The organism is Mucilaginibacter sp. P4_A11, assembly GCF_056402535.1.
Window position 1 is genome coordinate 1 of sequence record NZ_JBFUHE010000001.1, and the last position, 15260, is coordinate 15260.

At 42.3% G+C, this 15260-nt stretch carries 11 protein-coding genes; 4 read left to right on the forward strand and 7 right to left on the reverse strand.

Annotation, left to right across the window (positions count from 1 at the left end):
* Nucleotides 1-306: 306 nt before the first annotated feature.
* Both AC1DUD_RS00005 and AC1DUD_RS00010 read left to right on the forward strand, forming a co-directional pair.
* Nucleotides 307-1524, forward strand: a complete 1218-nt coding sequence (locus tag AC1DUD_RS00005; RefSeq protein WP_477369751.1) for a site-specific integrase — start codon at nt 307-309, stop codon at nt 1522-1524.
* A gap of 84 nt (nt 1525-1608) precedes the next feature.
* Nucleotides 1609-2160: an ORF6N domain-containing protein gene (locus AC1DUD_RS00010; RefSeq protein ID WP_477369754.1), complete on the forward strand. Its 552-nt coding sequence runs from the start codon at nt 1609-1611 to the stop codon at nt 2158-2160.
* A 482-nt stretch (nt 2161-2642) separates the two neighbouring features.
* Here the strand turns inward: AC1DUD_RS00010 and AC1DUD_RS00015 are convergent, their stop codons facing one another.
* The 4 genes from AC1DUD_RS00015 to AC1DUD_RS00030 all read right to left on the reverse strand — a co-directional run bounded on the left by AC1DUD_RS00015 (nt 2643) and on the right by AC1DUD_RS00030 (nt 6424).
* Nucleotides 2643-3218 carry a hypothetical protein gene (locus AC1DUD_RS00015; protein ID WP_477369757.1) on the reverse strand — a complete coding sequence of 192 codons (576 nt, stop codon included), beginning with the start codon at nt 3216-3218 and terminating at the stop codon, nt 2643-2645.
* 224 nt (nt 3219-3442) lie between these two features.
* Nucleotides 3443-4345, reverse strand: a complete 903-nt coding sequence (locus AC1DUD_RS00020; protein WP_477369760.1) for a HEPN domain-containing protein — start codon at nt 4343-4345, stop codon at nt 3443-3445.
* Nucleotides 4346-4372: 27 nt separating this feature from the next.
* Nucleotides 4373-4954, reverse strand: coding sequence for a hypothetical protein (locus AC1DUD_RS00025; RefSeq protein WP_477369763.1), 582 nt, complete (start codon nt 4952-4954; stop codon nt 4373-4375).
* 15 nt (nt 4955-4969) lie between these two features.
* Nucleotides 4970-6424 carry a hypothetical protein gene (locus AC1DUD_RS00030; protein ID WP_477369766.1) on the reverse strand — a complete coding sequence of 485 codons (1455 nt, stop codon included), beginning with the start codon at nt 6422-6424 and terminating at the stop codon, nt 4970-4972.
* 184 nt (nt 6425-6608) lie between these two features.
* On the opposite strand from AC1DUD_RS00030, the gene AC1DUD_RS00035 reads away from it, so the two are divergent.
* Both AC1DUD_RS00035 and AC1DUD_RS00040 read left to right on the forward strand, forming a co-directional pair.
* Nucleotides 6609-7025: a helix-turn-helix domain-containing protein gene (locus AC1DUD_RS00035; protein WP_477369769.1), complete on the forward strand. Its 417-nt coding sequence runs from the start codon at nt 6609-6611 to the stop codon at nt 7023-7025.
* Entirely contained in the window at nt 7025-7288 is a 264-nt protein-coding gene (locus AC1DUD_RS00040; protein WP_477369772.1) for a hypothetical protein, read from the forward strand. The genes AC1DUD_RS00035 and AC1DUD_RS00040 overlap by 1 nt, the downstream gene beginning before the upstream one ends.
* 428 nt (nt 7289-7716) lie before the next feature.
* Here AC1DUD_RS00040 and AC1DUD_RS00045 read toward each other — a convergent pair whose 3' ends face one another.
* The 3 genes from AC1DUD_RS00045 to AC1DUD_RS00055 all read right to left on the reverse strand — a co-directional run bounded on the left by AC1DUD_RS00045 (nt 7717) and on the right by AC1DUD_RS00055 (nt 15247).
* Nucleotides 7717-10311 (reverse strand): Kelch repeat-containing protein, encoded by a 2595-nt coding sequence (locus tag AC1DUD_RS00045; protein WP_477369775.1) that lies wholly within the window; start codon nt 10309-10311, stop codon nt 7717-7719.
* Nucleotides 10312-10684: 373 nt separating this feature from the next.
* Nucleotides 10685-13993, reverse strand: a complete 3309-nt coding sequence (locus tag AC1DUD_RS00050) for a glycoside hydrolase family 2 protein (RefSeq protein WP_477369779.1) — start codon at nt 13991-13993, stop codon at nt 10685-10687.
* A gap of 516 nt (nt 13994-14509) precedes the next feature.
* Nucleotides 14510-15247: a DUF3823 domain-containing protein gene (locus tag AC1DUD_RS00055; protein ID WP_477369783.1), complete on the reverse strand. Its 738-nt coding sequence runs from the start codon at nt 15245-15247 to the stop codon at nt 14510-14512.
* Nucleotides 15248-15260 lie beyond the last annotated feature (13 nt).

The window sequence follows — 15260 nt, forward strand, 5'->3', positions numbered from 1 at the left end:
GGTTAGAATACATGCCTGTCACGCATGGGGTCGCGGGTTCGAGTCCCGTCCATTCCGCTAAATCAATATTAAAATTGAGCAAAACCCTTCAAATGATATCATTTGAAGGGTTTTTTGTTTTCAGCCACACCAAATTATTCATTTGGAATCATGATTCAAGTGAGTAATGCGGTGAGTCAATCAAAGTAGCTCAACGACTCACCAACTCTTCTGCAACTGTTTGATATGCAGGCGGTTCAGTATATGAACATCTTGCGCTCAAGTGATGAGAAAATTAATTTTGTTTCACTATTAATCCTCATTTCCATGAGAACAAACGTCAATCTGCTTTTCTATTTGAAAAAGCCAAAGAACTATCAATCAGGCCCAATGCCCGTTTATCTCCGGTTTACTGTTGATGGCAAACGATCAGAAGCCACTATCGGGAGAACCTGTGAGCCGTCCCGCTGGAATAATAAAGCCGGAAGACTTACAGGAACGAAAGAAGATGTCCGCGCCTTAAACAATTATCTCGATGGATTACAATCCAAGGCCTTTGATTGTCACCGGGTCATGACCCTGCACAATGAATTAATCACTGCTGAAACTTTGAGGAACAAGTTTATCGGAAAGGTCGATAATGTAAGAACAATTACAGCAGTATTCGCCGATCATAATCAAAAGATGCAAAACTTGGTAGGTCAGGAGTTTGAGAAAAGCACTTTGCAGCGCTACGCAACTTGCCTGATGCATATCAAAGATTTTATGCAATGGCAATTCAACGTGTCGGACCTGCCTGTTACCAAAATCAGCTTTTCCTTTTTAAATGATTTTGAATACTATCTAAGAAGTATCCGCAAATGCGGTAATAACTCTGCGATCAAATACATTAAAAATTTTGGAAAGATCGTGAGAATATGCCTCGGCAATGGATGGTTGACCGTCGATCCTTATCTCAACTATAAACCGAAGACTTCTAAGGTTAACCGAATAGCGCTAACAAAAGACGAGCTGAAAGCCCTCTCGGAAAAGGAGATGCCAATGGAGCGACTGAAATTGGTTAAGGATATTTTCCTGTTTAGTTGTTATACCGGCCTTGCCTATGTAGATGTAAGTAAGCTTAAACGTTCTGAAGTGTTAAGGGGAATTGATGGCGAAAGTTGGATTTACACCAACCGCAAAAAAACCGATACGCTATCCCGGATTCCCTTGCTTCCCTCCGCACTCGAAATTATGGAACGGTACCACGAAAACCCACAATGTCAATGCGATAACAAGGTATTGCCGGTATTAAGCAATCAGAAGATGAACGCCTATCTCAAGGAAATAGCTGATCTATCCGGTATAAGTAAAGTACTCACTTTCCATATTGCCAGGCACACGTTTGCTACTACCATAACGCTAAATAATGGGGTGCCGATAGAAAGCGTTGCTAAAATGATGGGGCATACCAATATTAAAACTACACAGATCTACGCTAAGGTGATGGATCATAAGATCAGTGAAGATATGAGCCTCCTGAAGCAGAAGTTAGCTGCAAGCTGATCAATGATCGAATACGGGATGGTTCGCTATCCCGTGTATTTTGACTCATAATAAGGTTCTGATAATTTAAATATAAAGATGACAATGGCAAATGGTGAATTAATACCCGAGGAGATCGTAGTAAAACAGATTTACTACATAAGAGGCCAAAAAGTAATGCTGGACAGCGACTTGGCGGCGCTTTATCAAGTAGAGACTAAACAATTGAAGAGACAAGTCAGGAGGAATATAGAAAGGTTTCCGGGTGAAGACTTTATGTTTGAACTAACGCCGGATGAATATGCGCTAATTTCAAGGAGCCAAAATGGCACCTTGAAACAAGGTTATAATATTAAATATGCGCCGATGGTTTTCACTGAATTAGGGATCAGTATGCTTTCAAGTGTTTTAAACAGCGCATCAGCGATTCAAGTAAATATCAGGATCATGCGAATTTTTATTCGCTTACGTCAAATACTTATAGACAACACAGAGTTGAAGCAGGAGATAGAACGTATCAGAACAAAGCTTGACGTCCAGGATAAAAATATTGAAGTTGTGTTCTCTTATCTAGATGAACTATCGAAGCGCATAGATAATTCCAAATCTGAAAAGCAACCAAGAAAAAGAATAGGCTATATGCCAGATACTGATTGATATTTTCGTGTTGAACTTAATAAAAGTCCCTAAACGCTCGCCGTCGGGACTTTTTCCTAAACCTTATCACAATGAAACTTAAACAAGTTTCAATTCTTCAAATATGAAGAATTATCCATTAATTAACAGTGATTTAATTGATAGTAATAAGAAAAAAATAGGATGGGGCGAGTTGAAAATACTACAAGACTTCTTTCAATTCTTCAACTATATTCATATTGAACTATCACAATTGAACGTTTAAATATTATTTACCCTTTTATTAAAACGATTTCGGACGTGATAATAATCCAAAGGGTGAGCAAGATCACTATTAGGTGATCTTGCAACACCTCATTGACCTACCAGTCCTCGGTTGAAATTTATTTACATTATAATATTGAATTGAGTTCAAAGTTAAGCGGGCCAAATGGCGGGGCAGCCTGAGCAACAAAACCGCCCGCCAACGCTGCGAAATTTTAATTAAATGTGCAATTGAATCTTTAGTGGTTATTTAATCTTTTTTTTAAAAGCCACCCTACATCTATTAGACGCTTAATTGATTCGTGAAAAGATATAACATCGTCCGGTGGTACGACATCATAATTGGTTTCAGTAGACAAAGCAAAATGTAACCACTCATGTAGACGATCCCGGTAAAGTTGAGGAGGATATTCTTTGAAACAATTTTCCAATGTTATGTATGGGTCAATGATTTCTTCATCGGAAAGTGTTACCGGATAATATTCCCACTTTCGCCGTTCTACATCCAATTCTTTCTCAGAAATTCTTCCTGGAAAATAAGTAAGATCATTCTGGTTTAATAGAAATAGATATGCTGCCTCCATAAACCTCAAATTCTCATCGTAAACTGAAAGTAATGGCTCGGGTCCGAGATTTGGATCGTTGTAACAATCATATTTAAGAACGAAATCCCGCCATTGATCGATCTTATCAAATTTCTTTCTTGGTAGTTCCGTGTTAAAATATTGCTTTATTATTTTTAACGGATTAAGCAATTCGCTTATAGTTAATGTTTTTGGAAAATGCTCCCATGGTGCTATTGGTCTGTCGTACATCTTTTTAATTTTAAATCCGTGTCATTATCCCTGATGAAAATCACAGCGAAGCTGGCAGGGCCGGGAAAATTCGCGACCTCTGCCGATACTTTCGCTGCGTCCTTAGCGGTACCCTGTGCGGTTTCTTTATAATCAATCGTCAATCATATTAAATTACATTACTGACTTCATTAGCCGATACCAGTCCCTGTTTTATGAAGTTCCATGGACACCCCTTAGAGCAATCACAGCGAAGCAGGCAGGGCCGAGGAATAATCCACGACCTCTGCCGATGCCTCAACTGTGGTCCTAGCAGTACCCGGTGCGGTCTCTTTTTTTGCCAGTTCTTCTATGAGATCAAGAAAGGCTTGCACTTGAGTGCATAATAAATCAGCTTCATGGTCAACTACCTGGTAGTTATCTTTATAGCGGGCATCCGAGTAGCTTGCGGAAAGTACCTTAAACAGGTGTTTCTCTTTTGCAAAATGTCGCCGGAATAGCGCTGACGGTTCCGGTGAAAAGCAATTGCAGAAATCAATCAACCGGCTGATATTATGAATGTCAGAACGGTATCCCGTAAATAACCTGATTAATGCCCGGCAACCTTGCTCAACGGCTTGATGAAGTAAAAAGATTACATTATTGTCAAAATCGTTTTCAAGGCAGTGCCATGCACTTTCTAAGAAACCAGATGCCAGGTTGTTGATCTGTTTAAAAGCTTCACGATCTTTCAATATCGCTTCTTCAGCTTTCGCTTCGTCAAAATCAGGAATCATCGTAAACCCATCGAATGTATAAATTAATGCGCCGTTTAAACAGGCATTCAAAAAGAAAGTGTCGTATTTGTAAACGAGGTTCATTACTGTTTCAAGGCCGTGTGCGATCACAAATGTACCTGGGAATAATTTACTGATATAATCCTGCATTGCATGCTCTATGCGGGTAATTTCAGTAGTCATTACCAGTAGATAATAATTGGTTGCAGAAATAACATTTGAACGATCAAAAACAGTTGTTTCCTCGCTTGATCTGTTTATTGCAGCAAAACAAATGATCTTCTGAATTTGATACTGATTGGTTAACGTTTTGGCAATTTCCTGCAATTCTTTAGTTTGTAAATCAGTAAGTTTAATTGGGTCGTTTTTCATATTGAAAATTCATTTTATATACTTTGCTCATTTGTAAACTGGCGTCTCAGTTTCACGTTGCCGAATTATCCAGGCTACAGAAATGAGTTTTTTGATTTTTTTAAATAAAGAAATAACTTCCTTTGCAGACATTGAATTGACAGGGTTGGGGCCAAGTGCAAAATCTATACATTCCATCAAATAGTCCCGGAATTGTTGGGGTTTAATTTTTTTGAAAATGCGCTTAGTAAGCAAGTACGGCTTCAGTATTTCTTCTTCTGAAAGATTTTCAGGCATCCAATGCCAATTGCTTCGTTCGCCAATTAACTGCTCTTCGCTTACTGCCTCACTTGGATCCTCCCGATTTAATAAATGCAGGACGTATAGTGCATCAAGTAGTTTTAAAGTAGAATGATACTTGCTTAGCAGCTTCCCGGCACCAAGTTTTTCGTGAGTATAGTATCTATGTGAAATCACAAATGATCGCCAGGTTTTCAGATCTTCGATATGCCCTTCGGGCCAGTCAGAGTCGAAAAACTCTTTCAAAACGGATAGTGGGTATTGTAATTCTTGAAAGCTTAGGCTTTTAGGAAAACTATCCCATGGGACATATTTGCCGCTATACATCATAATACAATTGAAAATTTAAAAATTAATAATATTGGCTGTATCCGTTTGGATATTGCCTATGCTCATTAGGTTTCGAACGATCATTCGTTGATTAACAAGCTCAATTTTTAACTTCAAAACTTCCGGGAGTGATATATCAGGTGCATTACCAATAATATCAGGTTGCGCACTCATTAGTTGAGTATATAAATCACCCTCTAATGTGGCAAGACGACAAAAACGTTCTTCGATATCATTGGTAAACAGCTGTGTTAACCAAGTTAATCTCTCAATTTCAGCCATATTAGTTTTGTAACCAGTCATGAAAAACAGCAATCCTTGTAATGTTGCAATCATAGACTGGGCGATCAACGAAAGCGATTCAAATGGCTTCTGGGCTTCGATCTCATAGTCTATGAGGTCGTAACACATACTGCCTTCTCTTAGCTTTTGTTGAAGATAGCCTCCCTCAGAATTAACATTTTCATAAGGAACTACTATCGGCAACTCATTTAAAACTACACCCACGGCTTGATAAACGATAACACCTTTCGCTATTACATATCTGAGAAACGCCGATTTTTCGTCACCTTGTTTCTGTAAAACGTCTATGTTTTCAATTACGGTTATGATTGTGATCAGATTTTCGACTCCATTTTCAATTATCTTGTTAAGATTACGGTCAATAGGGGTTTTAGCATCGTCAACTATTAAGTATAGCATAAATGCTTCCGGGTTTTTAAGCCTGCCGATATGAATTATAGCCTTAACCGAAGGCACTATTTTAAGTATCGCATTAGTAACCTCCTTGAGTGCAAGCCTTTCTGCAGGTGTTTGTACGACCCTAAGGATTGGTTGATTCGATTTTATAACTTTCGTTCCTCTAATGTTTTCAGATTCATTATTTCCCAAGAGTGGTTTATCGTGTTCGCGTTGCCTGATTATCCAGGCGGCAGAGTAGAGTTTTTTAAGATGCTCGAACACTGTGATAATCTCCCCCGGTGTCACAGATTCATCAATTGCTTGAGTCGATAATGCCGCAGCGAGCCATTCGCTAAGATGATCCCTAAACTCCTGTGGCTCTATTTCTTCAAAAGCAGCTTTTATTATGATGTAAGGGTCATATAATTCTTGTTCTGATAAACCAGACGGAAACCAATCCCATTTCTCCTTTTCGGTATCTAATTGTTCCGCGGTTACCGACTCTTTAAGATACGACGTACTTTCATGCTCCAGCATTAGTAAGTGCAAAGCCTCTATAAGCCTGACATTTAATTCGTAATCGTGATAAATAACTCCTGGCCCAAACCTTTGATGATTATAAAATCCGTCATTTACGACATGATCACGCCAAAGCTTTAATATTCCTTCATGACCTTCAACATCATGCGCATCAAAGAAATATTTTACAGGTAGCATGGGATTCTTTACCTCTGATAAACGCAGAAATTTTGGAGCGTGATCCCAGGGAGCATAAACACCGCAATACATAAGCCTTCAATTTGATGCCGCTCTGCATTGACCGGCAAAACAAAATTGATAAACCATAACATGCTAAACCATCTTTAAAAGGTTTAACTTAAACACGGGAAGCGATATCTTATCGGGTATTATTTCTATTTTAGATAAACAGCCTATATATTATTTTTCTTATTTTTGACCAAAACAACCCCCTATGAGTACTACCAGCGAAAAACCAACCCAGATTCATCACGGTCGTAACGTCAAACGTTTCAGGGAAATGTTGGGCATCAAACAGGAGGGCTTGGCTTTGGAGTTAGGAGAAGACTGGAGCCAAAGGCGTGTTTCGTTGTTAGAAGCCGAAGAAACTATAGAAGATGATATTCTCGCACAGGTAGCCGCCATACTCAAAGTGCCTGTTGATGCGATTAAGAACTTTACTGAAGAAGCTGTCTTTAATATTATTGGAAACACCGTTAACAATCATGATCAGGCTGCTTTTTTCAACTATTACCCGACTTTCAATCCAATTGATAAATTGATAGAGCTTTTTGAAGAAAACAAGAGGCTTTACCAAGAATTACTTCAAAGCGAACGTGAAAAAGTAGAAATCTTAAAGAACAAGAGTTAATGGATGATCATGCTGGTGAAAGCAATTACCAGGATAGGTTATTTGCATTTATCAACGATAAAGAATTTGCTGTTATAGGTCAACGATTTGAACCTTACTTCGAACTTCATAAGATTGAAGGAATTTTTGATCTGTTTGACGTTGTTCAATCTGCTTCCGGTGATATTAATACAGCCAAACTCATTTGGAAGATACAACGGGACTTACCTATTGAACTTAAGAAAGCAGTTATAGACGTTTATAACAGATATTTCCAGAATTGAGTCTGCCTGTACATGTTAGCCGACTGGCTATATAATCACAAACACACCCAGTCATATCACCGCTTAAACAACCGGAGCTGTTAGCAGGAAAGCTGTCAAGGGCCACGGCGATAGCCGTGGTTTAAATACCCTTGACCGTTTTCCTGCGTAGCTAATTTTGTGACTGCGGTGCTGTGACTAACCCATAGCCTGTGCGCCGGAAAGGCAGGTGTGTAGGAGGAACGAGTACACTCCTGCACGTGCGGAGCGACACTTGTTTACCATGGGATTTTTTCTTTCGTCGTTTCTTTTCCTTCGTCTCGCTTTCCTGGATAATATTAGTGCCTCGGTAAAATCGGTTCCAGCGTCACTTTCAAAAAGCTGGCAGCTGTCTTCCTGTTGCCAATAGCATCTCCGCAGTTGTAGTAAACAAAGCCCGATGTTCTTTATCAGGAACAAATTACTTGGAAATCCTTTTCAAAGTCCCGCTCATAAATAGATTTGTAGGTTTTACTGAAATTCTCGAATGTATGTTTGGCCAATGAGTGCTTGCCTAAAGCCGAAAACGCTTTACACTTCAACATCATGGCATCTTCATTAACTGCATCAAAGTAAAAAATGAAATTAGCCAGTTCTATTAAAAATTCGGAATCGTGGCTAAACTCACCCGAACGTGCGTGATAGAGATAAGTATTAATCACATCGTTCGAAATCTCGGATTTGAACGTTTCCAACCACTCATAATCGCTGTTAGAAAGGAACTGGCCACGTTGGGTAATGCCTGAAAGCTCTTTGATCTTCTCTTTATTCAGCTTCCGCTTGTTTTTAACCAGGCTTAAATAGTTACGATAATCAACGTACACCAATTCCAAATCAAGATCGATTGTCCAGGTGCCGGTTTCTTTAGATAGCTGGCAATGATCCATCCGTTCTAACAGGGTTTTGAGTTTTACTATACTCACCGAGCGGTTGTTCCTGGCACTTTTTTCAGATTTATCTATCCAGAACATTTCGTTTAACCGTTCAGAGCTTATCCCCCGGCCAAGCCTGATGGTGTTGAGCAATATCAGCAAAAACATCTCTTTAATAAGCGGGGTAAACAGTTTGGTCATTTCTACACCCTGCGCATCAAATATCTGCAGATCACCAAACAGCAGGATAGCATTTTTTAACGGTTGCTGCTCGATAGATGGCTGCTCGGGCTCTTCTTCTATTATAATTTCGGGATGATGATCAATCGGCTGTGCCTGCATTGCCGAAGGTTCAACAACAACGGGGGTGGCCTTAGCAGTTGCGGGGGGGGGCATTTTCCCGCCTTTTTTGCGGATTAAATAAACCACGCCTCCTCCAACTATAATTACTGCAAAAATTACCCAAAGCATCGAAGCGTGATTAGTAACATTGCTTCCTGACTGCACGGTTTGAAACAGCGGCGGCCCAAGTAAAGTGTACACCTCAACCTGCGTTTGCCCGGCATCGCTCCGTAAAAGCGTAACCGCTATAAATTTGTTTGACCGTGGAGCAAAATACAGATCAGCAAAGGAGTGTACATCATGAAACTTATAAGGGATCCCGCTTTCAAGCACCTCATATGCAGGATTATTAAGCGAACCGCGGATCAGTTTTAACGTAGAATTATAAATATGCCGCGGAAAAATCAGTCCATAATAACTTTTATTCCCTTGATCAATAATAAGCGAGTTGGCAAAAGTGAAACCATCAGTACCGCGCGGCGCTATATCGAAAAGTTTTTTAAATGTATGGTCGCTAACCGTATAGCGCATCATATCATACATATACTTTGGCGTAAGGATCTGTTTTCCGCTGGCATTGCCGTAGCCACCTAAAATATAGGCAGTATCACCTTTTGCGGTAGCGCCGGTAGCGGCCAGGTAACGTGGCATGTAAAAATCACCTTTGTAAATGATGCTATCCCATTTATTTGTATTAAAATGATACTGAAGCACCTCGTTATGGTAAAGCAGGTAACCATATCCCCCAAAATCGTACATGGATGAATCGCGCTGCGAAATGATTTTATTGATGTGCCAGTAACGCGTAACCTGCCCCGGCTTAAAATTACCCGACCATGTGTTGGTGTTAAAATCAAACTTTTCGGCCTGCTTGGCATCCGTATAAAAGCTGTACAGACTTTTATTAAGCGGATTAAATATGGCCCGGTTACCCTGTACAAGGTTAAGTTTTGTGGCGGCCGCATTTTTTTTGATGATACCGCTGTTAATATCATAAGTATAAACAGTATCAGTCCCGATAACTAACAAGGCTTCCTCATCGGCATCAAAGCTTACGCTGGCCATACCGTTGGCGGTGAAAGCCTGTGCTTTGCTCCAGTTTTGGTGCATGGATGATACCCATGTAGGATTAATGATGGCAGCGTCCTGATGTTTTACCTTCTCGTGGGCAATAGTTCCGCCCGTTTCATTGAGGGGCCAACTGTATTGGGTTGTCCCTTTCTGTTCAACCCGGATGTCCCTGATTTTCATGGGCGGCACATCGGTAGTCTCAAACTCGCCATGGTTGTTGGTCCCGAACGTGATATGGTAACAGGCATTTTTATTTAAGGGGATATTTTGTTGAGTATAGATTTTTCCTGCTGAGATAACCTGTAAACGATTATTACCGGCATCAAACTGTATTCGCACCCGGTTCCATTTATTATAGAGATTATTTTGATCGATACCGAAACTAATCTGCGGCTCCCTATCGCCCGTTACCAGTTCGAAATGATTTTTTGCCGTATTATAAACCAGGTCGAAATTGTGCTTATCATCAGAAATAATCCTAACCACATAACCGAAATAAACATTATACGCGGGAAAGAAGGAAACATCAAAGGATAGTTCGAAATTATCATTAAAGCAGAAACCTTTTTCGGGACTAAGCTCAAGCGATGTTCTTTTATCCTGCACCACCTCATGGCTCGCGAACCTTAAGCCATAGTTTTGAGCAAGACTATCAAGGCCCCAAAGGCAAAAAAATAGCACAAAAACAACTTTACTAAAAAGCAAATAAAACTTCCCCATGCTTGTCCCAAACAAATATCTATTAATTGGCAATGCTACAGCAACGCTTAAAATTGGCTGCCATAGGTAAATGGCATGGGTAAATTTAAATTAAAAACACGATGCTGCATAGCAAATTCATGCAAGGGGGCAAGAATTTCGATTTTCGTAAAAAAGGGGATGGTTAGGTTAAAAATGTATCAGCCTCATAATTTAATGTAACAAAACTATTATGCTGTTCGGAGTCTCTGACTTCGAATTAACTATGCCAGGAGTTTGCAACTCCAGGCATAGTTATGAAATAAATATATTTTTTTGCTTGTTACTGGAGTTGTAAACTCCTGACATAGTCGTCCGAAGTCGGAGGACAGCAAAACAGCTATATACAGGTCTTCTACGGCTTTTGCACCGCCGAACCAAGTGTTTTAATAAACTCCGGCTGATTGGATGTCAACTTGCCTGCTAACTGCCAGTTACTGCCATTACGTACAAGTTTGATTAAAAAATGGTTCCATCCCCGTTTTAACTTAAGTTCTTTTGCTTCGCCGCCGGTTTCGGCATCAAGTATTTGTTTACCGTTCACAAACACCGTTGCGCTTCCGCCTGTTTTTACCTGCAGGTTCACAACCGGCAAATTCGGCTCGGCAAGCAAATCTTCAAGCGAACGTTGGCTTGATACCCAAAAACTTAAATAGGCTACCTGCTGTCTGCCGTTGGTTGCACCGCCATCCAGGGCCGAAAGGTCAAAAGTTTCCTTATCGGCATGAAGCGATGTCCAGATTTTACGATGAATTTCAACACCGTCTTTCATCTCATCGGCAGCTTCCTGATCAACGAAGTTTCTTGTTTTAGCTTCTTCTGCCGATCTCGCCGTAAAATTGCCTGCATATAATACACCGGTAATATTACCATTGGAATTCAGCACGCTGCCTTCGGTACCTTCAGCCAGGGCCACTCCGGCGTTACCTAAAAGTTGCCTCACAAGCCTTATCCCCTTTAACAGCTTAGGGATGGCGGGCAAAGTGGTAACAACCAGCTTTCCGGCTCCTTTTTCATAAACTATCATCGCCGCGCCCGATGGTTTAGCTTCAAATTCGGAGCGTACTACCATAGCGGTTTTGGCGTACTCGGCTTGCTTGTTCCATTTTTGCCAATCGGTATTGTTGGCGATTAGCAATATTTTGCCCTGTTTAACCAGTTCGCCATCCAAACCATTGCTAACTATATCGGCAGGGTTAAGTTCAGAAAAATACATATCCGCTGCGCCCATGCCATTTGTTATACTATTAGCCGATACCGGCAATAATGATGAACTTTTACGTTCTGTTACTTCTATCGTCGAAGGCAAAAGTTTATTCAAGGTCGCGGTACCTGTATTGCTTACACCCCAAACCAGTACAGTACCGCCGCTTGCCAGCACTTTATCAATGGTTGATTTATTTTGTGCCGATGGTGGATTGCTGCCATCAATAAATAAAATATGTGGAGTAGCTTTGTCGATTTGTTCAATAACACCTAACTTTTTCAAATCGGCGGCTAAAGTGCTACCGGCCCCTCCTATAATTGTTGCAGGAGAACCTTTACCTGATACCGCAGATTTAGCATCGTGGTTAGCAACCGGTTTACCAACCCCATAAGGCTTATTCTCGGCAGCGGCTTTAATGGCATCAAACAACGGCCAGGCTTGGTAAAGCGGCAGTGCAGGATCATAACCCGGGTTTAGCGTTGTGCTGTAAGGACCAAGCCTTTCGGGCTGCACTCCGGGGCTATCCTCTTTATAATTTGTAAAGTACACCCCATCTTCAAGCGTAGGGGCTTTGGTTTTGTCTTTAAGGCCGATTGGCAGCGGTTTTAAGCCATACCACACCAGGTTAAATACACTATTATAGATAGATTCTCTCTCGCGCTGCTGCATCAGGTTTTGGTAGGATGATTGGGCTACGCCTTCCATGCGGCCCAAAAAAGATTCGTAGGCACGGTTTCCGTTGGTTTCGGCTACCTGCTCGGGGGTGCCGTAGTAGGCGTTTCCGGCTTCGCCTACTCCCCAGGGTTTACCGCTTTTGCGCGCACGGTCCATGGTGCCTTGGTCGCCGTAGTGGATGATGTAGGTGGGTAGTTTACCTTCAGCATCATCTTCGCCATCGGCCGAGATCCAGGCACGGGTGGGATCGAGTTTGCGGCAGATATCGGCCCAGATGCCATAATAATTGATCAGGGTATCTTTTATCCAGGTAGGGTTACGCATCACATTCACTACTACGGGCATTACCTCGTTTGATACGCTCCAGCCAAAAACTGATGGATGGTTACGATCACGTAGTACCAGTTCGGCAACATGGTGTTTGGTATCCTTCCAATAGTCAGGATCATCCACTTTCGGGCCACCATCACTGGCCCAGATGGCGGTTTCATCTAACACCATGATGCCCATCTCGTCGGCAACATCCATGTAAAAGGATGGGTATGGCTGGGCGTGCAAACGCACGGCATTCAACCCGGCATCGCGCATGGCTTTAAACCATGCTACGGCATAGCGGCGGGTCATTTGCGGGATACCCAAAAAATGCCACGAATCGCCGCGCATAATTATGGGTTTGCCGTTCATCAACACCTGCCCACCGTTAATGTTTACGGTACGCCAGCCAAAGCGGGTGTAGCGGGTATCCACCAATTGCTTACCATTGTTAACACGGACCAGCAAAGCATACAAATTAGGCTCATCCGGCGACCAGCGCGCAAGCTTATCACCTACCAGCGAATTAAGCGTTATTACTTTCTCGGTATGCGCCGGAACTTTAACTTTCACAGCCGATATATCCAAGGCAGAGGCAGTTGCAAGTTTACCTGCGGGCTCGGCGGCATCGGCAGGATTATCAGCCTGCCATTTATAGGCTCCGGCATCTACCGTGATGTTTGCATCCCGGTCGCCATCGTTTTTTATGGTGATCTCGGCAGCAAGATGATCGCCTTGTACGTCCGGCTTCACAAAAACATCTTTAACATACACCTGCGGCACAGCAATCAAAGCAACATCCTGCCAGATGCCGGCAATATGCTGTCCCCAGAATGAGCCTGCCTGGTAAGTACGCCTTCCGTAATTTCCATTTTTATCAAATAATGATGCCTTGCGAACGCCAACTGCTATTTCATTTTCGGCACCAGGCTTTACCAGCTGAGTCACATCTAAATCAAAAGGGAGGAAAATACCAAAATGTTCACCTGCGGGTTTGCCGTTTATCAGGATTTGAGCATCACCCGCCAAGGCCTCAAAATGCATTAATAAACGCTTACCGTTCCAGTTTGCAGGCACGCTGAACTTGCGGCGTAGCCAGCCTATTTTTATATGTTCCCATTCTTTGGGGTATGATGGAAAGGTGCGGAAATCGCCGCCTTGCCCGTGTTCATCAGCAAAGCTGTTCACGTTCCAGGGTGAGGGGATGCGGATGGGGGTTTTATCCCATTGATCGGGCTGCATGGCCGGTAATGCATGTGCAGGGTCACTACCCTCACGGAAACCGGCAGTCAATTGTACAGGCTGGAATTGCCAGGAGCCGTTCAGGCAGAGTTCCTGTCGATAGGGTTTTTCGGCTTCTTTAACAAAACCGGTAGATGGGGCAAATATGCCTGTGTATTGTAACCGCTGGCTGAAGCCTTGCAGCACGGTTGCGGTAAACAGGCTTAATAGTAGTAGTTTCTTTTTCATAGTGTGATCAATCCGGATGGGCGGGTTGAATTTTTTGGGGAAAGCGGTTGAAAATGTTATTGCAAGTAGGTAAAAGCCGAGGCATATGACATTAGGTGGGTGGGTCTGTCACCCTGAGTAAATAAAAGCGTCCGCCTCCGAAGGAGATATGACATTAGACGGGATGGCCTGTCACCCTGAGCTTGTCGAAGGGTCGCGCGTAAAGGCCTTGCCCACAATGCTTCGACAGGCTCAGCATGACACCCATTTTTAATTATGTCATGGGTAGCCTGTTGAAGGGTCGCGCGTAGAGTCCTTCCCCACCATGCTTCGACAAGCTCAGCATGACACCCATTTTTAAAGATGTCGTGCTGAACTTATTTCAACATCCCACTCGCTAAGCAACCATGCTAAGCAAATCGTCTACCTATCCTGTGAGATGCCGAAACAAGTTCGGCATGACGATTCGGGCATGATGTTATTTCCTTCAAATGCCCCCGTTTTTACCTACTCGCAATAAATTATTAATGTATTATTTTAATGCACCGTAGCCTTAACCACCGGACTATAGTTATAGGTTGAGTTAGGCGAATTAGCTGCCCTCGCCCCCATCCTGAAATAATACTCGCCTTTAGGCAGCCTTGTATCAGCCCAGTGGAAAGTAAAGGTTTGCGGCTTGCCTACAATTGTAGCATCCGGTGTGCCGTCTGTAGGTACTTTCCATAAATTGGCGTAGTAAGTACCCGGCCCGGCTACGTTCGAGCTTACATTTTCGTTCACTACCGGGTCTTTGCATACCATAAATATCAACTCAATCAGTTTCGAATCGTTTTCGGGTGCTTTGTTTACCGTGTAGCTGAATGTACTATCCGCAACAGCCGCGGTTATCCTGTAAAAAGGGATCACCTTAAAATCGAGCTGTGTTTTTTGGTTATGATTTAATACCACGCTTACCGAATCGTCGGCATAAATAAAAGGGCCGTTCAAGGGGAAAGCTTTATAATTGTCTGCAAAAAACTGCGTGGTCGAATATGAACCATCCGCCTTGATGGATATATCAATAGGCTGCGGACTTGGATATTTGGCTTTGTTATTTTGCAAAAACCTAATATCGCCGCCGCCGGGCTGCTTGGTTTCAATGCCACCACCGGTTCCGGAGTCTATTACTTTTCCGTACACACCGGCATCAGGGGCCGCGTAATTATCGTACTTTTTGCATCCCGAATAAAAAAGCAGCATGCAGGGAATTAAGGTATATATTATGGATGATCTCATGATTTCAATATTT